This is a genomic window from Streptomyces sp. NPDC000345 (genome assembly GCF_042898825.1).
Classification (GTDB): domain Bacteria; phylum Actinomycetota; class Actinomycetes; order Streptomycetales; family Streptomycetaceae; genus Streptomyces.
The window spans coordinates 539,553-563,540 of record NZ_JBIAZE010000005.1; the positions used below are offsets into that span (position 1 = coordinate 539,553).

Sequence of the window (23,988 nt, forward strand, 5' to 3'; positions counted from 1 at the left end):
GGGTCTCACGGACCGCCGACAGCACCCCACGTGATAAAGCGATCGCCGGGCCGCAGCGTGCTCCGGCTACGACGACGAGGGCTCGTAGTCCTGGCCCAGCACCACCGTCACGTCCGCGCTCGCGGAGACCTTGCCCTTCTTCACGGTGCCGGTGGGCAGGCCCAGCGTCTTGGCGACCTCGGTGGCGTTCTCCTTGTCGGCGGCGTCCGCGTACAGCACCTGCGAGGTGGCCTGCGTGGCCGTGGCCGTGCCGCCGTCGAGGAAGGTGAATCCGCCGTTGAGGAGGACCACGCGCGCGTCCTCGGTGTCGGACTTGGTGCCGCCGGCGTTGCGGACGGAGACGCTGACGGCCGCGTCCTTGTCGGGGCTCTTGGCGGTGCCGCCGAGGACGTCCTTGACGACACTGGCGCTGTCCTCGGCACTGAGCGTGCCGTCGGCCTGGACCGGCAGCAGGGCGGTCTTGTAGTCGCCGCCCTTGGCGAGGTCGGAGAGCTTGGCGAGGAAGGTGCCGAGGTCCTTGTCGGTGAGGGAGGGGTCCAGGATCTGCGCCAGCGTCTGCACGGTGGTCGTCGCCGCCGTCGGGTCGGAGGAGATCTTGCGCAGCACGCCCTGCATGACCTGGCCGAACCGCTCCAGCTGGGCGTTCTGGGCCTCGCCGGAGGCGCGGTAGGTGGCGTAGGCGACGGCCATCTTGCCGCTCAGGGTCCGGCCCTCGCCCTTGTGGACGAGGGGGGCCTCGCCCTTCTTCTTGGCGGCCGGGTCGGGGACGTCGGCGTCGGTGTCGATCTCGATGTTGCCGACGAGGTCGACGAGGTTCTGCAGATAGGGGGTGTCCAGGCGCCAGGTGCCCTCGATGTCGGTGCCGAGGACGGTGTCCAGGGCGTCCCGGGTGCCGGCGGAACCGTCGTCGTCGACGGACTTGGCGAGGGTCGTCGTGGTGCCGTCCTCGTCGGTGAGGACGAGGGAGTTGGGCAGCAGGACGGTGGTGCCCTGCTCGGTGGTGGTGTTGTCGACGAGCAGCGCCGTGGCGGTGCCGCCCCCGGAGGTGTTGTGGAGGTGGACGACGACCACGTCGCGCTTCTGGGCGGCGCTCGCCGTGGTGGCGCCCGTCTTGGAGCCGGAGGAGGACGACGACAGGCCGGGCAGCTTCCCGGCGTACCAGAGGTAGCCGACGCCGCCGACCGCGACCAGGGCGAGGACCACGACGAGCGCGACGAGCCGGCTGCGGGCGCGGCGCTTGGCCTCCTCGCGGCGCTCGGTGCGGTTCTCGGTGAAGTTCAGCCAGTCGATGACGTCCTCGGAGTCGCCGTCGGGCTCCTCCACGAACGCGAACTGACCGGTGTGGTAATCCCGCTGGGTCCGCTCGGGGGCGTCGGGACCGCCCCGGCCGCCGGCCTCGTCCTCGCCGGGGCCGGCCTGCTGCGGGATGTAGGCGGTCTGTTCGGCGGTGCGGGGCTGTTCGAGGCGGGGCTGCTGCCCGCTGGTGGCGGTCTGCCCGTAGGGGTCGTAGGGGGCGGCGGTCGCGGGGCCGCCCTGGGCCGCATGGGTGCCGCCGGCGTACGGGTCGTAGCCGGTGTGCGCCTGGTGGCCGGTGTCGTACCCGGAGGTGGACTGCTGCCGCCCGGTGTCGTACGGGTCGTAGGCGGGCGTCTGCTGCCCGCCGGTGGCGTACGGGTCGTAGCCGTAGCCCTGCCCGCCGGGCTGTTCCTGCTGCCCGTACGGGTCGTAGGCCTGCTGCCGGGGCAGCTGGGGGGACTGGACCTGCCGGTAGATGGGCTGCCCGTACTCGTCGTAGCCGACGAGCTCGTACTGGTCGGCCCCGTACTGCTCGGCCCCGTACCCCGCGTCGTATCGGTCGTTCACCGGTACCCCTCTCGGCTCACTCGCCGCGGTACAGCTCGCGCTTGTCGATGTAACGCACGACTCCGTCCGGCACCATGTACCAGATGGGGTCGCCCTTGGCGACTCTCGCGCGGCAGTCCGTCGAGGAGATGGCGAGCGCGGGAACCTCCACCAGGGAGACGCCGCCCTCCGGGAGACCGGGGTCCGTGAGGTGGTGGCCCGGCCGGGTGACCCCGATGAAGTGCGCCAGGGAGAACAGCTCCTCGCTGTCCCGCCAGGTCAGGATCTGGCCGAGGGCGTCGGCACCGGTGATGAAGAACAGGTCGGTGTCCGGGTTGAGCGCCCGCAGGTCGCGCAGGGTGTCCACGGTGTAGGTGGGGCCGCCGCGGTCGATGTCGATGCGGCTGACCGAGAACTGGGGGTTCTCGGCGGTCGCGATGACCGTCATCAGATAGCGGTCCTCGGCCGGGGAGACCCTTCGGTGGCTCTTCTGCCAGGGCTCACCGGTCGGGACGAACACGACCTCGTCCAGGTGGAACTGCGCGGCGACCTCGCTGGCCGCCACGAGGTGTCCGTGGTGGATCGGATCGAACGTCCCGCCCATGACACCCAGGCGGCGCTTGCCCGGGTTCGACCGGCCGGTAGGCATGTCCTGCTCTCCCATGCGTGCAGACCCTACCGGCCCGTCCTGAGGAACCCGTCCGGCCGATGCCCGAAGTGCCCCGGTATGAACACGGAGTGCCTCAGCGGTCGCGGTTGAAGCGGGTGGTGACCCACAGCAGGAGCAGCAGGATGAGGAACGCGCCGCCGCCGGTGATCAGCGGGTTCAGGCTCTCGTGGTTGCCACCGTGCTCCTCGCCCTCGGCGGCGAGGGTGACCAGCTGGGCAGCGGTGCTGTGAAGGCTCATCTTCGGCAGGACCTATCCGATGAAGGTCCCCCCGCTCGAGCGGAGTCGAGAGTGGGGGAGGGCGGGATAAAGATGTCGGCCCATGGTAAGCGGGCGGCTCGGCGGCGATCACGCCGACTCCGCCATCGGGAACCTTCCCGCCGGCTCAGTCGTCCTTCCGCTTGTAGCCCCGCAGCAGGAACCACGCGGTGAGCACACAGCCCAGGACCATCACGATCAGTACGACACGGAGCAGATTCCCCGCCCCCTGCTGTCGGGCGGCCTCGGTCAGCCAGACGGCGGCTGCGGGGTGGTGCTCCATGGCGCGGGACTCCTTCGGTGTGGTGCCCGTCCACGGTAACTCCGCCTAGGCTGGGCTCTGCTTCGGGGGCGCAAAGGGCCGCACAAGGGTCCGCAAAGGGCGGGCCGCACCACCGAGGGCCACACAGACGCACATGGGGGAGTACATGTCCGACGACGGCCGCCAGAACAACGGCTCCGAGAACGTGCCGAGCAGGCAGCGCAGGCGGTTCCCCGGGATCTCCTCGCGTGCGTACGAGCACCCCGCCGACCGCTCCGCCCTGGTGGCGCTGCGCAAGCTGAGCGGTTTCGACACGGTGTTCAAGGCGCTCAGCGGGCTGCTGCCCGAGCGGAGCCTCAGGCTGCTGTTCCTGTCCGACTCGGTGCGGGTCTCCGACCAGCAGTTCACGCACCTCAACGACATGCTGCGGGACGCCTGTTACATCCTGGACCTGGAGAAGGTCCCGCCGATGTACGTCAACCAGGACCCGCAGCCGAACGCGATGTGCATCGGCCTGGACGAGCCGATCATCGTGGTCACCACCGGGCTCGTCGAGCTGCTCGACGAGGAGGAGATGCGGGCCGTCATCGGCCACGAGGTGGGCCACGCCCTGTCCGGGCACGCCCTGTACCGCACGATCCTGCTGTTCCTGACCAACCTCGCCGTCCGGGTCGCCTGGATCCCGCTGGGCAGCATCGCGATCATGGCGATCGTGACGGCGCTGCGCGAGTGGTTCCGCAAGTCGGAGCTGTCCGCCGACCGCGCCGGCCTGCTCGCCGGGCAGGACCTGCGGGCCTCGATGCGCGGTCTGATGAAGCTCGCGGGCGGCAACCACCTGCACGAGATGAACGTGGACGCGTTCCTCCAGCAGGCGGACGAGTACGAGGCGGGGGGCGACCTGCGCGACTCCGTGCTGAAGATCCTGAACGTCCTGCCCCGCACCCACCCCTTCGCCACGGTCCGGGCGGCGGAGCTGAAGAAGTGGGCCGAGTCCCGCGACTACCAGCGGATCATGGACGGTCACTACCCGCGGCGGGACGAGGACAAGGACACCTCGGTCTCGGACTCCTTCCGCGAGTCCGCCGCCCACTACGCGACGAGCGTCAAGAGCTCCAAGGACCCGCTGATGAAGCTGGTCACCGACATAGCCGGCGGGGCCGGCGGCCTGGGCGGCCGGGTCCGGCGCGGCTTCGACGGCTTCACCGGCTCGCCCTCCTCGGACGCCCCCTCGGACGGCTCCCCGAGGAACGGCTCGGACGACACACCTCCGCGGTCCGAGGACTGACGGCCCCCGCGGTCCGAGATCCGGCGGCTCCCCCGCGGTCCGGCTCCTGGCGGCTCCTGCGCGTCCGTCGCCCGGCCTCACACCTTCGGCTGGGCGCTGGTCGCCAGTGAGCCGCACAGGGCCGTCGCGCTGCCCGTGGCGTAGGGGTCGGTGCCGGCCGGGGCGCCCGCCTTGGCGGTCTGGCCGGCCAGGAGGGGCCGCAGATGGTTGGTGGAGTCCTCGGCGCAGGAGAGCGGGCCCGCCTGGACGTAGGCCACGATCAGCTGCGTCTGGTGGGTGCGCAGGTCGGCGCGGTCGAAGCGGAAGTGCAGTTCGCGGCGGACGGTGAACAGGGAGGCCGGCGACTTCGCCTCGGCGCCGGCCGGCCGCAGGGCGTACACGAAGGTGTGGTCCGCGGTGACCTCCAGGGTGGAGGAGTCGGTCTCGGCGGCCGTCAGGGTGCCCTGGACCCGGACGCTGCGGTCGGCCAGCTCCGCCTGGGACGGGTCGAAGCGCACCAGCCAGCCGGTCGGCGCGTGCCGGCCGTCGGCGGCCGGGTGGCTGAAGCTCTCGTCGAACTGGTCGAGCTGCGCGGCGTCGATCAGCCCGCGCACCGGCTGCACCTCCTGCCCGGTGAGCACCTCCGGGTAGAGGGAGGAGCGCACGAGGTACTCCTTGGCGGTGGTCAGGGCGGTGACGACCTGGCTGTCGGAGAAGTGCGCGGTGCTCCGGGAGGCCGGCAGCGGAATCCCCTCGGCGCCGATGCGGAACTGCGCGGCGGGGCTGTGCTCGAACAGCGACTCGGCGTCGGCGGTGCCGGGCACGGCGCCCTGCGGGGCGAGCGGGATGACGGTCATCCGCAGGGGCTCCACGGGCCGGCGCGTCGCGGAGTTCTGGTAGGGGTTGCGGACGCCCATGTAGATGGCGGTGCCGAAGGCCAGGGCGATCAGCAGGACCAGGATCAGCGCCTGCCGGGACAGGCCCCGGCGCAGGGGCGGGCGGCGGCGCACGGCGGGCGTGTGGTCGGCCATGCGCTCCTGGGCCGAGTACTCCTGCAGACGGGCAGCACGGACGAACGATTCGTCGAAGACGACGGATCGGTACTCGTCCTCGCCACCTCCGGAAGCGCCCTCGGGTGTCCCCTCCGGTGGGTCTCCAGGCCCGGCCATACTTTCAGAGTAGGTCGCGCGGAGCCCGGGTAAACGCCCCGCTGCGCGACAACTTCTGACAGGTTCTCACCAGGTTCGACGCGCCGGACGGACCCTGTACGGCCCTTGCCCGGCCCCTTTCCTCAGGGGGTGCGGGGAACCGCCGGGACGGGTGTCGGGGAGTGCTCGGCGGACGCGGAGGGCGGCGCGGCGCTCCCCTGCTCCAGCCCGCTGGTGGCGGGCGGCGGCACCTGGTCCCGGCTGCTCGAGGAGGCGCCCCGGTAGACCGCGGCGAAGGCCAGCGCGACCATGCCGACGCCCATGACGACGGCGAGCATCCAGGCGACGGGGCGGTGCCAGCGGACCTGTCGGCCGTAGGGCCCGGTGGCGTAGCGCCCGTCCGGGTAGTCGGAGTCGTCCAGCTCGTCGAGATCGGGATCATGGCCGAGATCGCCGGGGCCGTACCCGTCGTCGTAGCGGTCGCCGCGGGCGCGGGACCGGCGGGCCTCGGCCTCGGCTCTCGCCTCGGCGGCGGCCAGGAGGCGTTCGACGGCGGTCGGCTCGTGCACCACGGCCGCCTGTACGAAGGCCTCGTCGAAGACCACGGAGGCGAACTCTTCGTCCGACACCCCGCGGTCGTGGTCGTCGTCGGGCTCCCAGCCGTCAGGGAACGGCGTGCCCCCCACGTCCTCCGGCACGGATCCAGAGTAGACCTGGGGGGTCAATTTGGGCAGACGGTACGGAAATTCATCCACCAGATGAGACGCCCCTCACGTGGCGCGCGCCCAGACCGGACGCGCTTGCCGGGCGCATATGCGCGCCTCCCGTGAGGGGGTCGATCAGCGCCGTACGTGCCCGTCGCCGGTGACGATGTACTTGGTGCTGGTCAGCTCCGGCAGGCCCATCGGGCCGCGGGCGTGCAGCTTCTGGGTGGAGATGCCGATCTCCGCGCCGAAGCCGAACTGGCCGCCGTCGGTGAAGCGGGTGGAGGCGTTCACGGCGACCGTGGTGGAGTCCACCAGCTGGGTGAAGCGGCGGGCGGCCTGCTGGGAGGTGGTGACGATCGCCTCGGTGTGGCCGGAGGTCCACAGCCGGATGTGCTCCACGGCCTTGTCGAGCGAGTCGACGACCGCCGCCGCGATGTCGTAGGAGAGGTACTCGGTCTCCCAGTCCTCGGCCGTGGCCTCCACGACGGTCGCCTTGGAGTCCTTGGCGTACGCCATGACCCGCTCGTCGGCGTGGACGGTGACGCCGGCCTCGGCGAGGGCGTCCAGGGCCCGGGGCAGGAACTCGGGGGCGATGTCCTGGTGGACCAGGAGGGTCTCGGCGGCGTTGCACACGCTGACCCGCTGGGCCTTGGAGTTGATCAGGATGTCGACCGCCATGTCGAGGTCGGCGTGGGCGTCGACGTAGACATGGCAGTTGCCGGTGCCGGTCTCGATCACCGGAACGGTGGACTCGGAGACGACCGTCTGGATCAGCGAGGCGCCGCCGCGCGGGATCAGCACGTCGACCAGGCCGCGGGCGCGCATCAGCTCGCGCACGCTCTCCCGGCCCTCGCCCGGCACCAGCTGCACGGCGTCGGCGGGCAGCCCGGCGCCGCCGACCGCGTCCCGGATCACCCGGACCAGGGCGGTGTTCGACTCGTAGGCGGAGCCGGAGCCGCGCAGCAGGACCGCGTTGCCGGACTTCAGGCACAGGGCCGCGGCGTCCACCGTCACGTTCGGGCGGGCCTCGTAGATGATGCCCACGACGCCGAGCGGGACGCGGACCTGGCGCAGGTCGATGCCGTTGGGGAGGGTGGACCCGCGGACGACCTCGCCGACCGGGTCGGGCAGCGCGACGACGTCCCGGACGTCGGAGGCGATGGCGCGCACCCGCTCCGGGGTGAGGGTGAGCCGGTCGACGATCGCCTCGCTGGTGCCGGCCTCGCGGGCCTTGGCGATGTCACGGGCGTTGGCCTCGACGATCTCGCTCGTACGGACCTCCAGCGCGTCCGCGATGGCGAGGAGCGCGTCGTCCTTGGCGGCCCGGGGCAGCGGCGCGAGGTCGGCGGCGGCCGCCTTGGCGCGGTAGGCGGCCTGGGTGACCGGGGACATGGAGTCGTACGGCGAGAGCGTGGTCATACGGGAAGGGTAGTGCGCCGGGCGGGCCCGTCCACGCTTCATCCCACACCCCGAGACACCCGGCGAGACGCCGTCGACGGGGTCAAAAAGGATGCACACCCACCGGTGTCGCCGGCGCCGGGCCGTACCCCTCGGCGATGCGCTGGTGGTAGGTCTGGCGGTCGATGACCTCGAGGCCGACGATCTCCCAGGGCGGCAGCCCGGCCGTCTGGCGGTGCTCGCCCCACAGCCGCAGGGCGACGGCGGCCGCGTCATGCAGGTCGCGGGCCTCCTCCCAGTACCGGATCTCCGCGTGGTCGGGGGCGTATCTGCTGGTCAGGAGGAAGGGGTGGTCGTGGGCGAGCTGTTCCAGGGCGCGCCGGACCTCCTTGAGCGGAGCCTCCTCGCCGGAGACGCTCAGGGTGACGTGCCAGAGCCGGGGCGCATCCGCGGGGCGTACGCTCCCCCCTTCGCGCTCCTCGGCGCGGTACCGCTCCCCCGTCGCCACGCTCGTCAGGGCCCGCTCCTCACCGGGCGCCCTCGAGGGCGCCACGCCGGCCGCGCCGTCCCGGCCGGTGCTCGTACTCCCACGGGCCGCCGCCACCCCAGGGCGCACTCGTCTCACGACGGCCTCCTTTACGCAGCGCTCGTGCGGAACGTGTCCCGCGGGTTCGTGTCACTGAGACAAAGTTGAGCAGGCCGCACGGCTCCTTGGGGCGGTTTCACGGAACGTCCCCCACCGGTACGGACCGTTCGAGACCCTCGGGAGACAGCCGTTCGACGGCCTCAGGGGTGCAGGATCACCAGGTCGTCGCGGTGGACGACCTCCCGCTCGTACTCCGCGCCCAGCTCGCGCGCCAGTTCGCGGGTGGACCGCCCGATCAGCCGGGGGATCTCCCTGGCGTCGAAGTTGACGAGGCCGCGGGCCACCGCGTGCCCGGCGGTGTCGCGCAGCTCGACGGGGTCACCCGCGCTGAACTCCCCCTCGACGCCGGCGATCCCGGCCGGCAGCAGCGAGGTGCGCCGCTCGACGACCGCGCGCACCGCGCCGTCGTCCAGCGTCAGCGAGCCCTGCGGGGTCGAGGCGTGCTGCAGCCACAGCAGCCGGTCGGCGGAGCGCTTGCCGGTGGGGTGGAAGTAGGTGCCGGTGTCGCCGCCGGCGAGCGCGTCGGCGGCGTGGACGGCGCTGGTGAGCACCACCGGGATGCCGGCCGCGGCCGCGATCCGGGCGGCCTCGACCTTGGTGACCATGCCGCCGGTGCCCACACCGGCCTTGCCGGCGCTGCCGATCTCGACGTGCGCGAGGTCCCCGGGGCCGCGCACCTGGGCGATCCGTGAGGTGCCCGGCTTGCTGGGGTCACCGTCGTAGACGCCGTCCACGTCGGAGAGCAGGACGAGCAGGTCGGCGTGGACGAGGTGGGCGACGAGGGCGGCGAGCCGGTCGTTGTCGCCGAAGCGGATCTCGTCGGTGGCGACGGTGTCGTTCTCGTTGACGACGGGGAACGCGCCCATCGCGAGCAGCTTGTCGAGGGTGCGCGAGGCGTTGCGGTGGTGGGCCCGGCGGCTCATGTCGTCACTGGTGAGCAGCACCTGGCCGACGCGGACGCCGTAGCGGGCGAAGGAGGCGGTGTAGCGGGCGACGAGCAGGCCCTGGCCGACACTGGCGGCGGCCTGCTGGCGGGCCAGGTCCTTGGGGCGGCGGCGCAGGCCCAGCGGTGCGAGACCGGCGGCGATGGCGCCGGAGGAGACGAGAACAATCTCACGTTCTCCCCCGCTGCGGCTCTTGGCGAGGACGTCGACGAGCGCGTCGACGCGGTCGGCGTCCAGGCCGCCGGAGGCGGTGGTCAGCGACGAGGAGCCCACCTTGACGACGATCCTGCGGGCCTCGCCCACCGCCTGCCTTGCCCCTGCCACCTTGTTCTTCGTCCCCTCGCGCAGCTAGCCGACTCCTCTGGCAATCTACGCGAACGCCCCTCGGACCGCGCGCGAGTTCCACTCCCCGGACGAGCATCTCCCCGTAACCGTTTGCTCACGCTTTGCGTACGGCAAAAAGGTTGTGCCGGTTCCACATGGAATCTGAAGGGAATACAAATTTATTTTGAAGTTTGTGTCACCTACAGTTCGCCCTGTGAAGCGCATACTCCTCAGGTCGGGGAAGAGCCCCTTCGACGTGGTCCCCGTCGAGGAAGCCCTCCACCGCGATGTTTTCGCCACCAACGCCGGCAATCTGATCTTCAGCGACGCGGCCCACAAGATCCTCACCGTGCCCGGCAGCACGGAGGTCGTGTCCAACGGCATCGCGACGCAGACCAACGCCGCCGCCCGGATCAACGAGGAGTACGACGCGTTCGTCGTGCCGCTGGCCAACGCCTTCCGGCCGACGTTCGAGGGCCCGCTCAAGCGGCTGACGCAGCTCATCTCGAAGCTGAAGATCCCCGTGGTGGTGCTCGGCGTCGGCGCGCAGGCCGGCCTGGACAACGACCCGGCGCGGCTGAAGGCCATGGAGCCCACCGTCCGGGCGTTCGTCTCCGCGGTCCTGGACCGCAGCGCCTCCATCGGCGTCCGCGGCGAGTTCACCGCGAAGTACCTCACCGACATGGGCTTCTCGGACGTCGAGACCATCGGCTGCCCGTCGCTGTTCATGCACGGCGACACCCTCACGGTGGAGAAGCGGGCGGCGTCGCTCACCCGCGAGTCGAGGATCTCGACCAACGGTTCGCACACCGCGGTGCGCGGCGGCCTGGGCAAGATCATCGCCCGGACCCACCAGAACTACCCGAACCTGCGCTACATAGGACAGAACCTCACCGACGCCCGCCAGCTCTACTGGCGCGACGTCGACTCCCCGGCGGGCCGGGTCCGGGAGATGCCGACCCACCCCGACCACCCGATGTACCGGGAGGACAAGGTCCGGGTGTACATCGACCCGGTCACCTGGATCGAGGACCTCAAGGAGTACGACTACTCGTTCGGCTCGCGCATCCACGGCAACATCGCGGCGCTGCTGGCCGGCACGCCGGCCACCGTGCTGGCCTTCGACTCGCGCACGCTCGAGCTGTGCCGGTACTTCGAGATCCCGCACCGCCTGCTCAGCGAGGTGCCCGACGACCTCGACCCGGCCGAGCTGTACGAGGAGGCCGACTTCGGCGCCCTGACCGGCAACCACCGCGAGCGGTTCGACCGGTTCACCTCGTTCCTGGACAAGAACGGGCTGGAGAACACCTTCACCCACGGCGACGGCGGCGCGGCCTTCGAGGAGAAGCTGCGGGGGCTCGACTTCCCGGCGGGCGTGCGCCCCTGGAACGACGCGGACCTCGCCTCGCTGACGAGCCGGTTCGGCTGGCTGCAGCAGCGCATCACCGAACTGGACACCACCAACGCGCAGTTGAAGCGGGAGCTGGCGAAGTCCCGGGTGGCGGGGGCGAAGGCGGCCGCCAAGGCCGTCGCGGCCGTGCCGGCGCCCTCGATCTACCGCCGTGCGCGACGCGTGGTGGGCGCCCCGCTGCGCCGGGCGCTGAAGCCGTCGAAGTAACACCGGCGCCGTATACGAACGGCCCGGTCCCCTCCACGGGACCGGGCCTTCTCCCTCGTGCGGACACCTGCGGTCTCACCTCCGCGGTGTCGCGCGCGTCCTCTCAGTCCGTCCTGCCGCGCGGTCGGGTCACGCGCTTCTTCAGCCGCCGCAGCTTGCGCCGCACCTTGCGGGTGGCGCCGCGCAGGAAGGTCTCGGCCGGGGTCTGGCGCCAGCCCGGGTAGGCCTTGGCCTCGCGCGGTTCGGCGAGGTAGACGCGGTCGGGCACACGGGCCTTGCGCGAGCGGTAGCCCGGGTAGGCGAGGTAGAGCTGGGTGCCGCCCTTCCTCAGGACGGGCCTGGGCTCGCTCCCCGCCTTCATGAACTCCAGGACCTCCACCAGAAGGTCCGGCCGCTCCATGGCCACCAGCTGCAGCCGCACTCGCTCGTGGACCTTGAGGCGCTGCGCGACGCCCTCGTTCCAGTAGGCGTCCATCAGCGGCTTGGCCAGCTCGAACTTGGTGCGCCTGATCGCCTCGTCCTGCCGGAGGAAGACCGGTCCGAACTGAGGGAGCAGCGTGACGAGGAAGGGGCGGACCATGAGCACGTCCCGCTTGGGTCCGGGCGGGAGCATCCGCTCCAGCAGGCCCATCAGGGCGCGCGCGGAGTCGAAGCGCAGCTTGTAACTGCCGCTCTTGGTCACGTGCTTGCCGTCGTCGCGGCCCACCAGGTAGTAGCAGGTGTAGTCGGCGACTATGGAGACGCCGTCGGCCCGCAGATAGGCCTCCATGGTGAACAGCGCGTCCTCGCCGGTCCACAGGGACTCGTCGAAACGCATGCCGTGGCGCTCCAGGAAGGCCCGGCGGAACAGCTTCTGCGCGCTCAGCGTGAACTTGATGTTGGAGGAGAACACGTCCGTACGGTCGCGGTTCTTCCCCCACATCGACTTGGGTGCGTTGCGGTTGACGCCCTCGACCTTGCCGAGCACGACGTCCGTGCCGTTGCGGTCGGCCATCGCGACCATCCGCTCCAGCGCCTCGGCGCCGAGCCGGTCGTCGGCGTCGAGGAAGAACACGTACCGGCCGGTGGCCTTGGTCAGGCCCACGTTGCGCGGGCCGCTGGGGCCGCCGGAGTTCTCCTGCCGGATCACGGTCACCGCCATGGGGGCCCGGGCGGCGAACTCCTCCAGGTAGTCCCCCGTGCCGTCCTTGGAGCCGTCGTCGACGGCGATGACCTCGATCCGCGCCGGGTCCAGCGTCTGTGCCTCGACCGATGCCAGGCACTCGATCAGGTACGGCATCGCTTCGTACGCCCCGATGACCACCGTGACGTCAGGCTGCGCAAGCGTCACTTTTCCCTCTCATCACGCAACGGTTCCCCCCAGTCAACTCTTCAGATACTCGGTAGACGGTTGACCCGTTGAACAGGTTGCTCCGGCCCGGACACGTGTTCCAGCTCACAGAATGCCCGAAAGGCCCGGTCCCCGGAGCGCGTCTCCGGGGACCGGGCCTTTCGAAATACGGGCGTCAGCCGGCCGTAACACCATGGGGCAGTTCCGCGCCCCCGCCGGTCCCGCCGTCGGTCGCGCCCTCCGCCGCGGCGGCCCGGGACTCCTGGCCGACGTTGCGCGCCTCGGCCTTGAGGGCCAGGTTGGCGATCGCGGTGTTGAACTGGTCGAGGGAGGTCGGCTCGTCGGGGCCGAGCAGGTACTCCTTGAGCTCCTTGCGGTCCTCGGCCAGCGCGTCGGCGGCCGGGTCGCGCACCGCGTCGAGCAGCTGGTCCAGCTCGGCGGCGCTGTTGCTGAGGATGACCGCGGCGCGCACCGCGGTGTTCTGCCGCCTGAACTCCTCCGCGCCCAGCTCGGCGGAGTCCGTGACCGCGTACGGCTTGCCGCTCGCGATGAAGTCGGAGACCACGCTGGAGATGTCGGAGACCATCGCCTCGGAGGCGTTGAAGCAGTCGTACAGGCGCGGTTCTGCGCCGGTGATCACCCGGTGCTCGAAGTCGGGGAAGGTCCGCCAGTAGGCGGCGTTCCACTCGGCGCGCAGCCGGGCGGCCTCCTCGTGCTTGCGCATGTCGACGATGCCGTCGCGGCTGGTCACCGCCTCGTCGGCCTTCTCGTCGAAGGAGAGCGAGAGGTCGTCCAGGCGGGCCTTGAGGCGGGTCAGGTCGGCCTTGGCCCTGGTCTGCGCGGCCGCGTCCGCCGTGAAGCGGGAGTCGGCGGCGCGCTGCTCGGCGGCCTTCTTGATCAGGGCCGTGATCCGGCGGTGCGCGGCCCCGGCCCGGGCGCTGCGGGTGCCGGTGAACGGGTGCGGTTTGTACAGGACCCGGACCGGGGGCTCGGCGGCGACCAGCTTCTTCACGATGTTCTCGCCGGCCAGCAGGATCGAGGTGTTGCCCGGGTTGTCGTCCCAGCCCTCCCAGGTGGGCGCGTACAGGATCGTCGGGATGCGGTCCTTCGGCGCGCCCTTCCACGTCTCGATCGGCGCGAGCTGCGGGCGGCCGACCTCCACGATGTCCTCGTCGCGGATGCCGACGTCGGCGATGGCGTAGCGGTCGCGGCCGGCCCGGCCGGCGGTCCACACCTCGTCGTACACCTTGCTGAACGGGTTGACGCTGGCGAGCTTGTCGCTGTCGCCGTGACCGATGAAGACGTGCTTCATGGTGGGCACGCGCAGCATGTGGATGTTCTTGCCGACGTTCGCGGCGTACAGCGTGACCCGCACCATGGAGAGGTCCATGTTCATCAGGTGCACCCCCCCGGGCACGCAGATGACGGGGACCGTGGTGGGCGCCATCCGCTCCAGGACGGAACGCTCACGCAGGATGATCAGGGGCCGGGAGTCCAGCTGCTCCATGGTCTCCAGCCACATGTTGACCTGGTAGGCGGAGTCCTTGGATCCGGAGAAGTACAGGACCGTCTCCGGGCGGTACTCGCGCAGCCAGGCGCTGACCGTGGCCAGGACCTTGTCGGGCTTCGGCGGCAGGCGGCGGGCGCGCAGGTGCGGCACCAGCAGGGCCACGTACAGGGCGCCGAGGACCAGGGTGACGCCGACGCCCACGTATCCGGCGAGGTCGCTGCCGGTGAGCGCGCAGACGAGCAGGCCGGCGGTGGCCGCGAGGTCCAGGTGGAGCATCTTCTGCCCGGCCCTGGTGAGCAGGCGGCGCGGCGGGGCGTCCGGGATGGTCAGCCGGGAGGCCAGGTCGACGTTGCGAGTCACGACGGGCATCTGGCGGCGCTTGCCGATCAGGGTGACCAGGGCGCCGTGCGGGGCCTGGAGGCCGAAGAAGATCGTGAAGCAGGCGATCGCCGCGTAGAAGACCGGCTCCTCCGAGAGGCCGAGCCGGGCCAGCAGCAGGATGAGCAGCAGCTCGCGGACCAGGAACCGCGTGGACAGGCCGGCCCTCACCTTGTTCAGCAGGTTGATGAGGTAGGTGCCCTTGCGATGGAGATAAAGGTCCGCCAGGTACGTCACGGCGGCCGCGGCGGCGAAGGCGGGGGTGCTCGGGACGAGCGCGGCCAGCATGAGGCAGGGGTAGCCCAGCATCATGAGGACCGCCGCGGCCAGTTCGGCCGCGCTGCCCACTCGGGCCACGCGAATGGCAGTGGATATCACGGAGAAACCTGCTCTGGGAGGGGTGCCGGTCATAGAAGCCTAAAAGTCCGGAAAATCCTTTGTGAAGGTTTCGGGAGTTTTACGGATTCAGGCCCCTGTGAATTCTCCGTAAACAGGGAGCCACAGAGGCCTGAAATTCAATGGCTATTTGCGGGAGATTATGCCACGCCGTCCTGCCGGTCGAGCACCGAGGCCAGGGCCTGCTCGAAGCCGGTGGCCTTGCCGGCCGCCGCCGTGGGGTCCTGCTGGCGGACGTCGATGACGTGCCCGGTGAGCTCGGAGAGCAGCACGTCGAGCGAGGTGCGGGCGACGGCCTCGGAGGAGAGCAGGGTGCCCGCGGGCTCCTGGCCGAAGGCCTTGGTGCGCATGGGGGTGGCCGTGCGCTCCGGGTTCACGCAGTTCACCCGGATGCCGTCGCCCGCCCATTCGTCGGACAGGGCCTGGGTGAGGTTCACCATGGCGGCCTTGGTCGAGGAGTAGAGGCTGTACTCGGCGCGGCCGCGGGTGTAGCTGCTGGAGGTGTACAGCAGCAACTGCCCCTTCGTCTCCGCGAGGTACTTGTAGGCCGAACGGGCGATCTGCACCGGCGCGAGGTAGTTCACCTTCAGCGCTTCCTCGATGGTCGCGTTGTCGGTCTCGGCCAGCTTGCCGATGCGCAGGACGCCCGCGGTGTTGACGACGTAGTCGATGCGCCCGGACTCGCTGTAGGCCTTCGACAGCGCGTCGTCGACCTCCTCCGGGTTCTCGACGTGCGTGCCGGTGGTGGAGCGGCCCAGGGCGTAGACCTTGGCGCCGTAGGACTCGGCGAGCTCGGCGATGTCCTTGCCGATGCCGTAGGACCCGCCGAAGACGACGACGGTCTTGCCGGTCAGCAGCTCGCGGTAGACCTCCTCGCCGTTCTGCTCGGGCGCGGCGGTGGAGGCCAGCTGGAAGAGCTTGTCGGCGATGAAGACGTCGACCGGCTGAGTGACCTTCATGTTGTACTCGTCGCCCGCGACGACGTGGATCGGCACGTCCGGCAGGTACTTGAGCACGACGGTGCAGTCGTCCGTGGCCTGGAAGTTGGGGTCGCCGGCCGCCACCTCGTACGCGCGGCGGATCGTGGACAGCTTGAAGGCCTGCGGGGTCTGGCCGCGGCGCAGCCGGGAGCGGTCCGGGATCTCGGTGATGAACTCGCCGTCCTCGCCGTGCGTCCGGGTGACGATGATGGTGTCGGCGGACGGGATGGCGACGTCGACGGCCTGGTAACGCTCCAGCGCCGCCACGCAGTCGTCGATGACGCGCTGCGAGAGCAGCGGGCGCACGGCGTCGTGGAAGAGGACGTTGACGTCCTCGCCCTCGGCCAGGCCCTCGCCCAGGGCGGCGATGGCGCGCTCGGTGGTCTCGTTCCGGGTGGAACCGCCCTCGATGATCCGGGAGACCTTCTTGAACCCGGCCTTGGCGACGATCTTCTCGATGTCGGGCACATAGCCCGGCGCCATCAGCACGATGACGTCGTCGACGGAGTCCGCCTTCTCGAAGGTGGTCAGGGTGTGCTCTATGACGGCCTTGCCTGCGATCTTCAGCAGCTGCTTGGGGATCGACAGACCCACGCGCTGACCGGTACCGCCGGCCAGGATCACTGCGGTCGTACGGGGCTTGGCTATGTGCTGGGACACCAGAAGACCTACCTTGGGGCGACAGGGAACGGGGAAATGGTCCCACTTGCGGTTACCGCGATGCAAGGTGAGCGCCCTTCGCTGCATATGTGCGCGCTACCCGCCATTCACCTTGAACCGCTGGTGATTGGTAAGACGCCCGGGGGACCCGTGAGGATGCCCCCGGAAATCCTGTGAGTAACTCCACAGGGAGTAAGTGATACCTGAGAGTGACGACGAGGTGCGTTCAGTGGCGGCGCAGCCTCTTGAGACAGCGGCGGCCGAGGACTTTCACGAGTTCCTTGGACGAAGTCTGGTGCACCCCGCGCGCTCCGGCCCGCGCCACAGGAGCCGCGGCCACCGCCGCGAGCGCCCCGTACAGGGCCTGAGCGGCCACCTCGGGCGCGATCCGGACCTCCGCCGACGTGGCACCGACGGCCGGTTCCGGCGCGGCGGACAGCAGCTCCGGATCGCCGATGACGCGTACGCCCATCGCGGTGATGCGTCCGGCCATCTCGGCGCCGATCTCCGCGGCCGCCTCCACCGCCCAGGCCGGGGTGGAGATCTTCACGTCGTGCGACGCGGGGCTGCACGCGTTCTTCATATGCATGACCGCGCCGTTGCGAATAAGTTTCGAATAAAGCTCGTCCGGCAGGCCATTGCCCCGGAATTCCTTATTAAGATTCCGCAGCATTTCGGTCTCGGCGAGGGTGAGCGAACGATTCGCGGTGTCCGGAACCGGCCGCAGGAGACGGTCCGGGAGACCGAGAAGGGTCTCGAAGGTGCGCATCAGCCCCTCGCGGTCCCGGTCGTCGACCACGACGACGGTGACCCGGTCGGCGCCGACCACCCGCACCCAGCGCTCGATCAGCCGGTCGTGCCGGTGCCGCCGCCAGAAACTCGGATTGGGCTTCTCGTAGGGGGCCTTGCGGAGCATGTGTTCCAGCCAGTCCTCGTAGCCCATGCGCAGCCCGTTCTGCACGTACTGCTGCCACTGCGACGGCATGATTCTCGCCAGCGGCCGCAGCGTGACCAGGACGTGCACGCGGTCGCCGCCGAGCTGCCCCACGACCCGCTCGACGGTGGCGCCGTCCGGCGCGTCCGCGAAGAACTCGCTGCTGATCACGGAGGTCTTCGCGCCCGTGGCGCGCACCTGCTCCAGGAACTGTTCCCAGTGCCGTTCGGTGGGCGTGGTGTCACCGATCATCCCGCCCCGGGAGCAGGCCGCGAGCACGGCCTGCATGGGGTGCCTGCTCGTGGCCGGGAACTCGACGCCGTAGGCCGGCATCCTGTCCTTGGCGTCGAAGAGGGCGCCCTGGATCGAGGTGGTCCCGGTCTTGTGCGGGCCGATGTGCAGCAGCCGGGTGCCGGCGGGCAGCGGGGCCGGCTGCGCGCACGGCGGAGTCCGCTCAGCGGGCGCGTTCACCGGGGGGTCGTCTCTCGTACAGTCCGTCTCCATGGTCAAGGGACGGTAAGAGACGTTCCTTAGGGTTCACTGAGAGGAGCCTGGGGCACAGATGAGTCCCAGGCTCCGGTCACACCGGTTTCACACCTTGTGGACGCCCGGCCTGCCGTCCGCGACCCGGAACCTCGCCAGGGTGCGGGCCGTCGCCTGCGTCTTCAGGACGGTGCTGACGACCCGGACCTGTGCGTCGACGGCGTCCTCGCGGATGTCGAAGAGGTGGTAGCCCCGGTGGGCGTCGATCAGCTTCCAGTGCGGGTTGCCGGCCTTCAGCGGGTCCCACTGGGCGTGGAAGGCGGCCTGGTCCTGGTCGCCGTTGCTGGAGATCGACGTACCGACGAACTCGGCGCCGACGACCGCGGAGGACGGGTCGGCGAAGTCCCGTTTCAGGTCGCTGATCATGGTGAGGTGCCGGTCGCCGCTGAGCACCACCGGGTTGCGCACCGAGGCCAGCTCCCCGAGCAGCGCGTCGCGTTCGGCCTGGTAGCCGTCCCACGCGTCGTAGTACCAGAGCTTGCCCGGCCCGGCCAGCAGGTCGGTCTCCGCCATCATGATCTGCGAGGCGACCAGGTTCCAGCGGGTGTCCGAGTTCCTCAGCCCGTCGGTCAGCCACCGCTTCTGCGCGGCGCCCAGCATGGTGAGCGCCGGGTCCTGGGCGCCCTCCTGACTGACGGCCTGGTCGCTGCGGTACTGCCGGGTGTCCAGCACGTTGAGCCGGGCGAGGCGGCCGAACCGCAGGGCGCGGTACATCCGGATGTGCGGGCCGTTCGGGATCGCCGTGGCACGGACCGGCATGTGTTCGTAGTACGCCTGGTAGGCAGCGGTCAGCCGGGCCGTGAACGCGTCGTGCGTCTGCTTGTCGGGGTCCTGCGGGACCTCCCCGGCGAAGTCGTTGTCCACCTCGTGGTCGTCGAAGGTGACCACCCAGGGCGCGCGGGCGTGCATCCGCTGCAGATCGGGGTCGCCGCGGTACTGGGCGTACCGGTTGCGGTACTGCGTGAGCGTGTACGGCTCGCCGCTCCCCTCGTGGCGCCGCACGGCCGTCGCGGAGGGCCCCGACTCGTAGATGTAGTCGCCGACGAAGAGGACGACGTCCGGGTCCTGCGCGAGCATGTCGGCGTACGGCGTGAAGTAGCCGTGCTGCCAGTTCTGGCAGGAGGCGAGCGCGAGGCGCAGCGAGCCGCCCGAGGCGAGGGGCCGGGGCGCGGTACGGGTACGGCCGGCCGGGGAGATCCGGCCGCCGGCGCGGAAGCGGTACCAGTAGTCGCGGCCCGGCTTCAGTCCTCGTACATCCACATGAACGCTGTGCCCGTACTCGGGCCGGGCGGTGGCGGTGCCCCGGCGCACGGAGGAGGCGAACCGCGGGTCGGGCGAGATCTCCCACTGCACGGCCACGTTCTGTTGCGGCATCCCGCCGCCGTTCAGCGGCTCGGGGGCGAGGCGCGTCCACAGGACGACCCCGTCGGGCAGCGGGTCGCCGGAGGCCACGCCGAGGCTGAACACGTTCTCCGGCAGGGTGGTCGCGGCGGCGTGCGCGGTGGCGGGCACCCACAGCTGGGCGGAGGCCGCGGCACCGAGGACGGCGGCGCCGGCGGTGAGGAGACGGCGGCGGTCGGGGGACGCGAGTCGGTCGGTTCCGGCGGCCATGGGGGGAACTCCCTTGCGTCACTGGCGTCTTGACGCAAAGAAGGTGGCATGGGCAGCCAGTCACCCTGCTGAACAGAGAATCGCGCATACATGACAAGCAGAGAGACAGGAGAGGACCCGTTGCGCTCAGGGAACAGGCGGTGAAACCTGACCTTGCCGCAACGGGTCCAGAGGTCCCGGCAGGCTCTAGAAGGGCTCGAAGCCGTCGAACTCCTGTGCCGCCTCGTCGCGTTCGGCCTGGCGGTCACGGCGGCGCTGGCTCGCGGGCCGCGGTGCGTCGAAGCGGTGGTCCTCACCGCGCCGGCCCAGCATCTCCGCGCCGGCCATGACCGACGGCTCCCAGTCGAAGACGACCGCGTTGTCCTCGGGGCCGATCGCGACACCGTCGCCTGCCCGGGCGCCCGCCTTCATCAACTCCTCTTCCACACCGAGGCGGTTGAGACGGTCGGCGAGGTAGCCCACGGCCTCGTCGTTGTTGAAGTCGGTCTGCCGCACCCAGCGTTCGGGCTTCTCGCCCCGGACGCGGTACAGACCGTCCTCCTCCAGCGTGACGGTGAAGCCGGCGTCGTCCACGGCCTTGGGCCGGATGACGATCCGCGTGGCCTCCTCCTTGGGCCGGGCGGCCCGCGCCTTCCCGACCAGGTCGGCAAGCGCGAAGGACAGCTCCTTGAGCCCCATGTGCGCGACGGCGGACACCTCGAAGACGCGGTACCCGCGCGCCTCCAGGTCCGGCCGCACCATCTCCGCCAGGTCCTTGCCGTCCGGTACGTCGATCTTGTTCAGGACGACGATGCGGGGGCGGTCGCCGAGCCCGCCGTACTGCCGCAGCTCCTCCTCGATGATGTCGAGGTCGGATACCGGGTCGCGGTCGGACTCGAGGGTGGCGGTGTCGAGGACGTGCACCAGGACGCTGCACCGCTCGACGTGCCGCAGGAACTCGAGCCCGAGGCCCTTGCCCTGGCTGGCACCGGGGATCAGGCCCGGGACGTCGGCGATGGTGTAGACGATCGAACCGGCGGTCACGACGCCCAGGTTCGGCACCAGGGTGGTGAACGGGTAGTCGGCGATCTTCGGCTTGGCGGCGGAGAGCACCGAGATGAGCGAGGACTTGCCGGCGCTGGGGTAACCCACCAGGGCCACGTCCGCGACCGTCTTCAGCTCCAGCACCACGTCCCGCAGGTCACCCGGCTCGCCGAGCAGCGCGAACCCGGGGGCCTTGCGGCGGGCGGAGGCCAGGGCCGCGTTGCCGAGGCCGCCGCGGCCGCCCTGGGCGGCGACGAAGGAGGTGCCGTGTCCGACGAGGTCGGCGAGCACGTTGCCCGCCTTGTCGAGCACGACGGTGCCGTCCGGCACGGGCAGGACGAGATCCTGGCCGTCCTTGCCGGAGCGGTTGCCGCCCTCGCCCGGCTTGCCGTTGGTGGCCTTGCGGTGCGGGGAGTGGTGGTACTCGAGGAGTGTGGTGATCGACTGGTCGACGGTGAGGATGACGTCACCGCCGCGCCCGCCGTTGCCGCCGTCGGGCCCGCCGAGCGGCTTGAACTTCTCACGGTGGACGGAGGCACAGCCGTGGCCTCCGTTACCCGCGGCGACATGCAGTTCGACGCGGTCCACGAAGGTGGTCATGGTTCAGTGCCTCCAGAGACGTACGGATCTTCTTATGCGTAACACGCGAAAGGCGGACCCGCCTTCCCGTGAGGGAAGTGAGGTCCGCCTCGCGAAGCGTTCGGGCTCAGCCGTGAATCAGGAGCTGACTCAGGCGACCGGAACGATGTTCACGACCTTGCGGCCACGGTGGGTACCGAACTCCACCGCACCGGCCTGCAGCGCGAACAGCGTGTCGTCGCCGCCGCGGCCGACACCGGCGCCCGGGTGGAAGTGGGTGCCACGCTGGCGGACCAGGATCTCACCCGCGTTGACGACCTGACCGCCGAAGCGCTTCACGCCGAGCCGCTGGGCGTTGGAGTCGCGACCGTTCCGGGTGGACGATGCGCCCTTCTTGTGTGCCATGTCTCCTCAGTCCCTTACTTCGCAGCCGCGGGGATCTCAGTGACCTTGATCGCCGTGTACTGCTGGCGGTGGCCCTGACGACGGCGGTAGCCGGTCTTGTTCTTGTAGCGCAGAATGTCGATCTTCTGGCCCTTGTGGTGGTCCACGACCTCGGCCTGGACCTTGATGCCGGCCAGCACCCACGGGTCGCTGGTCACAGCGTCGCCGTCGACAACGAGCAGGGTCGAGAGCTCGACCGTGTCGCCAACCTTGGCAGTGGAAATCTTGTCAACCTCAACGATGTCGCCGACAGCAACCTTGTGCTGGCGACCACCGCTGCGCACGATGGCGTACACGCGGATCTCACTCTCTCGCTCGGGAACGGCACCCCCGCAGTCCAGCCGACCGGGAACAGTCACGGACGGCCTCTCCCTGGCCACCGGCGGACCGGCATCCGGGAGGAAGAGGTTTACGGGGATGTGGCGCGCCTAGGGGACACACCGACGCTCAAGGTTACGGGGCGGCCCTGCGGGGGTCAAACCGAGCCCGGTCGCCCGTATGCTCACAGCGCGAACGCAGACACCGGAAGGCGAACAAGTGAACTACAGGGTCCAGCCCAGCGCGCAGGTCGACGAGAGTGCCGAGATCGGCGCCGGCAGCAGTGTCTGGGACCTCGCGCAGATCCGTGAGGGTGCCCGCCTCGGCGAGGGCTGTGTGATCGGCCGGGGCGCGTACGTCGGCTCGGGCGTGCACATGGGCGACAACTGCAAGCTGCAGAACTACGCGCTCGTCTACGAGCCCGCCCAGCTGGGCAACGGTGTCTTCATCGGCCCGGCCGTGGTCCTCACCAACGACCACAACCCGCGTTCCGTGGACCCCGACGGCAAGCAGAAGCGCGGCGGCGACTGGGAGGCCGTCGGCGTGAAGATCCTCGACGGCGCCTCGATCGGCGCCCGCTCGGTCTGCGTGGCGCCGATCACCATCGGCCGCTGGGCGATGGTCGCCGCGGGCGCCGTCGTCACCAAGGACGTCCCCGACTTCGCCCTCGTGGTGGGCGTCCCGGCCCGGCAGATCGGCTGGGTCGGCCGCGCCGGCGTCCGGCTGACCGGGCGCGAGGGCGAGAGCGGCGTCTGGGAGTGCCCGAAGACGGGCGAGCTGTACGACGAGAAGGACGGCGTCCTCACCGAGCGCACCGCCTGAGCGGCGGGAGCGGCAGGAGCGGCACCCGGACTCATCCCACCGGGCGTGGCTCCGGCTTCCGGGCCGGATGCCACGCCCAGTGGCGGTCCACGGCCAGGGGGAGGCCCAGGACGACCGGTGTCCACATCAGGACGCCGAGGCGGTCCGCCTCCTGGACGAGGGGATGGTCGGTGACCACGAACGCCCCGGTGAGCGCGGCCGCCGCGGCCAGCGGGCCCAGCCCCTCGCCGTACCGGGAGAGCGCCCAGACGGCGAGAGCCGTGAGGGCCAGGAAGTAGGGCAGCCCGGCCTGCTGGGCCGCCCAGTCCCGCCAGAACCGGCCGGCGAGGCCGAGCAGATCGCCCCAGGGGTCGGAGACCTCGGGCAGCCGGAAGTGGTGGGTGAAGGTGTCCTGGAGGGTCACCTGCGAGGACGGCAGTGCCAGCGCCTTCATCGCCACGGCCACCGAGGCCGCGGCCACCGCCGACACCACCGCCAGGACGGCCGTACCCCGGTGCCGCAGCCGGGGCGAGAAGCACAGGGCGCCCGTCGCGGCCGCCGCCACGAACGCCGCCAGGACCAGGACCGACGAGTAGCGGGTGACCGCGCCCACCCCGTACGCCAGCGCCGTGACGGCCGCAGCCGTCGGCAGGGAGCGGCGGCGCAGCAGCACCAGGCCGCCCCACAGCGCGCCGAGCGTGCACACCGTGAACAGCCCCTCGCTCAGGGCCTGGTCGCTCCACCAGCCGAGCGGGCAGACGAGGAAGACCACCTGCCCGGTGAGGGCCGCCGTCCGGCTCAGCCCCGCCCCGCGCCGCAGCAGCCCGAAGACCAGCAGGGAGCCGCCCACCGCCGTGAGCAAGCCGAGCAGCCGCATGCCGTCGAGCACGCCGAAGGCGCCCACGAAGGGCGCCGCGAGCAGCGGATAGCCGGGGCGATTGGCGAAGATGGCCTGGTAGCGGGGGTCCGCCGTGGTGATGTCCCGCGCGTCGGCCCAGTGCTCCCAGCATGTGCGCTCGGCGGCGCTCTCCAGGGCGTGCGCACTCGTGCGGTTCGTCGGCGCCAGCCGCGCCTCGTGCGCCTCACGGCGGGCCCGGCTGGTGCAGTACGCCGCCAGCGCCGTGCGGTGCGCCTCTTCGCGGGAGGCGCCCAGGTACTGCTCGGCCGCGCGGGCGTACCGGTAGGAGTCGGGGAACAGCGTCCACCGGGGGCCCGCGGCGAGTTGCAGGACGGCGTACACGACGCAGACCAGCAGGGGAAGGGCGGCCCGCAGACGGCGTGGGCGGGTGACGGTGCGCGCGGTGGTCGGCGCGGTGTGGACGTCCGACACGTACGGGTCCCCCGGGCATAGGAAAACGGCCCCGGCCGACTGGCCGGGGCCGCATCCTACGACGGTCGGCTG

At 70.8% G+C, this 23,988-nt stretch carries 21 protein-coding genes; 3 read left to right on the forward strand and 18 right to left on the reverse strand.

Translation table 11 applies throughout. The features are described from left to right. Positions 1-66: 66 nt before the first annotated feature. From ACFY30_RS15445 to ACFY30_RS15460, 4 genes are all read right to left on the reverse strand, one after another. Positions 67-1,863, reverse strand: coding sequence for an LCP family protein (locus ACFY30_RS15445; protein ID WP_390845687.1), 1,797 nt, complete (start codon positions 1,861-1,863; stop codon positions 67-69). 16 nt (positions 1,864-1,879) lie between these two features. After that, a complete protein-coding gene (nadD, locus tag ACFY30_RS15450) occupies positions 1,880-2,506 on the reverse strand; it encodes a nicotinate-nucleotide adenylyltransferase (RefSeq protein WP_390845688.1) in 627 nt (208 codons plus the stop codon). Between the two features lie 79 nt (positions 2,507-2,585). Beyond that, positions 2,586-2,750, reverse strand: coding sequence for a hypothetical protein (locus ACFY30_RS15455; protein WP_390845689.1), 165 nt, complete (start codon positions 2,748-2,750; stop codon positions 2,586-2,588). Between the two features lie 145 nt (positions 2,751-2,895). Continuing rightward, the gene (locus ACFY30_RS15460; RefSeq protein ID WP_390845690.1) at positions 2,896-3,051 is read right to left on the reverse strand and encodes a hypothetical protein; all 156 of its coding nucleotides are present in this window, start codon (positions 3,049-3,051) and stop codon (positions 2,896-2,898) included. A 145-nt stretch (positions 3,052-3,196) separates the two neighbouring features. Here ACFY30_RS15460 and ACFY30_RS15465 point away from each other — a divergent pair, with 145 nt between their 5' ends. Continuing rightward, complete coding sequence (locus ACFY30_RS15465; protein ID WP_390845750.1) at positions 3,197-4,315, forward strand: M48 family metallopeptidase; 1,119 nt, start codon at positions 3,197-3,199, stop codon at positions 4,313-4,315. Positions 4,316-4,392: 77 nt separating this feature from the next. Here the strand turns inward: ACFY30_RS15465 and ACFY30_RS15470 are convergent, their stop codons facing one another. The 5 genes from ACFY30_RS15470 to proB all read right to left on the reverse strand — a co-directional run bounded on the left by ACFY30_RS15470 (position 4,393) and on the right by proB (position 9,440). Continuing rightward, on the reverse strand, positions 4,393-5,463 hold the full coding sequence (locus ACFY30_RS15470; protein WP_390845691.1) for a hypothetical protein: 1,071 nt from the start codon (positions 5,461-5,463) through the stop codon (positions 4,393-4,395). A gap of 122 nt (positions 5,464-5,585) precedes the next feature. Then, complete coding sequence (locus ACFY30_RS15475) at positions 5,586-6,167, reverse strand: hypothetical protein (RefSeq protein ID WP_390845692.1); 582 nt, start codon at positions 6,165-6,167, stop codon at positions 5,586-5,588. 114 nt (positions 6,168-6,281) lie between these two features. After that, positions 6,282-7,568, reverse strand: coding sequence for a glutamate-5-semialdehyde dehydrogenase (locus tag ACFY30_RS15480; RefSeq protein WP_390845693.1), 1,287 nt, complete (start codon positions 7,566-7,568; stop codon positions 6,282-6,284). An 82-nt stretch (positions 7,569-7,650) separates the two neighbouring features. Further along, the gene (locus ACFY30_RS15485) at positions 7,651-8,172 is read right to left on the reverse strand and encodes a hypothetical protein (protein WP_390845694.1); all 522 of its coding nucleotides are present in this window, start codon (positions 8,170-8,172) and stop codon (positions 7,651-7,653) included. 161 nt (positions 8,173-8,333) lie between these two features. Further along, positions 8,334-9,440: a glutamate 5-kinase gene (proB, locus tag ACFY30_RS15490; protein ID WP_390845751.1), complete on the reverse strand. Its 1,107-nt coding sequence runs from the start codon at positions 9,438-9,440 to the stop codon at positions 8,334-8,336. A 235-nt stretch (positions 9,441-9,675) separates the two neighbouring features. Here proB and ACFY30_RS15495 point away from each other — a divergent pair, with 235 nt between their 5' ends. Next, on the forward strand, positions 9,676-11,079 hold the full coding sequence (locus ACFY30_RS15495; RefSeq protein WP_390845695.1) for a polysaccharide pyruvyl transferase family protein: 1,404 nt from the start codon (positions 9,676-9,678) through the stop codon (positions 11,077-11,079). 103 nt (positions 11,080-11,182) lie between these two features. On the opposite strand, the gene ACFY30_RS15500 is transcribed toward ACFY30_RS15495, so the two are convergent. From ACFY30_RS15500 to rplU, 8 genes are all read right to left on the reverse strand, one after another. Continuing rightward, the gene (locus tag ACFY30_RS15500; RefSeq protein ID WP_390845696.1) at positions 11,183-12,409 is read right to left on the reverse strand and encodes a glycosyltransferase family 2 protein; all 1,227 of its coding nucleotides are present in this window, start codon (positions 12,407-12,409) and stop codon (positions 11,183-11,185) included. A gap of 175 nt (positions 12,410-12,584) precedes the next feature. Beyond that, positions 12,585-14,675, reverse strand: a complete 2,091-nt coding sequence (locus ACFY30_RS15505; protein WP_390845697.1) for a hypothetical protein — start codon at positions 14,673-14,675, stop codon at positions 12,585-12,587. A 158-nt stretch (positions 14,676-14,833) separates the two neighbouring features. Beyond that, complete coding sequence (locus ACFY30_RS15510) at positions 14,834-16,333, reverse strand: SDR family NAD(P)-dependent oxidoreductase (protein ID WP_390655305.1); 1,500 nt, start codon at positions 16,331-16,333, stop codon at positions 14,834-14,836. A 226-nt stretch (positions 16,334-16,559) separates the two neighbouring features. After that, positions 16,560-17,771, reverse strand: coding sequence for a hypothetical protein (locus ACFY30_RS15515; protein ID WP_390845698.1), 1,212 nt, complete (start codon positions 17,769-17,771; stop codon positions 16,560-16,562). Between the two features lie 87 nt (positions 17,772-17,858). Next, positions 17,859-19,421 carry an alkaline phosphatase D family protein gene (locus ACFY30_RS15520; RefSeq protein ID WP_390845699.1) on the reverse strand — a complete coding sequence of 521 codons (1,563 nt, stop codon included), beginning with the start codon at positions 19,419-19,421 and terminating at the stop codon, positions 17,859-17,861. A 186-nt stretch (positions 19,422-19,607) separates the two neighbouring features. Beyond that, a complete protein-coding gene (gene obgE, locus ACFY30_RS15525; RefSeq protein ID WP_390845700.1) occupies positions 19,608-21,044 on the reverse strand; it encodes a GTPase ObgE in 1,437 nt (478 codons plus the stop codon). 129 nt (positions 21,045-21,173) lie between these two features. Next, positions 21,174-21,428 (reverse strand): 50S ribosomal protein L27, encoded by a 255-nt coding sequence (gene rpmA / locus ACFY30_RS15530; protein WP_023550764.1) that lies wholly within the window; start codon positions 21,426-21,428, stop codon positions 21,174-21,176. A gap of 14 nt (positions 21,429-21,442) precedes the next feature. Then, a complete protein-coding gene (gene rplU, locus ACFY30_RS15535) occupies positions 21,443-21,763 on the reverse strand; it encodes a 50S ribosomal protein L21 (protein ID WP_004931419.1) in 321 nt (106 codons plus the stop codon). Between the two features lie 241 nt (positions 21,764-22,004). Between rplU and ACFY30_RS15540 the strand changes: the two genes are divergently transcribed. Next, a complete protein-coding gene (locus ACFY30_RS15540; RefSeq protein WP_390845701.1) occupies positions 22,005-22,607 on the forward strand; it encodes an acyltransferase in 603 nt (200 codons plus the stop codon). A gap of 31 nt (positions 22,608-22,638) precedes the next feature. Here the strand turns inward: ACFY30_RS15540 and ACFY30_RS15545 are convergent, their stop codons facing one another. After that, entirely contained in the window at positions 22,639-23,916 is a 1,278-nt protein-coding gene (locus tag ACFY30_RS15545) for a hypothetical protein (protein ID WP_390845702.1), read from the reverse strand. Positions 23,917-23,988 lie beyond the last annotated feature (72 nt).

Coding starts and splice junctions, on each gene's coding strand:
- nadD (WP_390845688.1), bottom strand. CDS start 2,506: ATGGGAGAGCAGGACATGCCTACCGGCCGGTCGAACCCGGGCAAGCGC.
- ACFY30_RS15455 (WP_390845689.1), bottom strand. CDS start 2,750: ATGAGCCTTCACAGCACCGCTGCCCAGCTGGTCACCCTCGCCGCCGAG.
- ACFY30_RS15460 (WP_390845690.1), bottom strand. CDS start 3,051: ATGGAGCACCACCCCGCAGCCGCCGTCTGGCTGACCGAGGCCGCCCGA.
- ACFY30_RS15465 (WP_390845750.1), top strand. CDS start 3,197: ATGTCCGACGACGGCCGCCAGAACAACGGCTCCGAGAACGTGCCGAGC.
- ACFY30_RS15470 (WP_390845691.1), bottom strand. CDS start 5,463: ATGGCCGGGCCTGGAGACCCACCGGAGGGGACACCCGAGGGCGCTTCC.
- ACFY30_RS15480 (WP_390845693.1), bottom strand. CDS start 7,568: ATGACCACGCTCTCGCCGTACGACTCCATGTCCCCGGTCACCCAGGCC.
- ACFY30_RS15515 (WP_390845698.1), bottom strand. CDS start 17,771: ATGGAGACGGACTGTACGAGAGACGACCCCCCGGTGAACGCGCCCGCT.
- ACFY30_RS15520 (WP_390845699.1), bottom strand. CDS start 19,421: ATGGCCGCCGGAACCGACCGACTCGCGTCCCCCGACCGCCGCCGTCTC.
- obgE (WP_390845700.1), bottom strand. CDS start 21,044: ATGACCACCTTCGTGGACCGCGTCGAACTGCATGTCGCCGCGGGTAAC.
- rpmA (WP_023550764.1), bottom strand. CDS start 21,428: ATGGCACACAAGAAGGGCGCATCGTCCACCCGGAACGGTCGCGACTCC.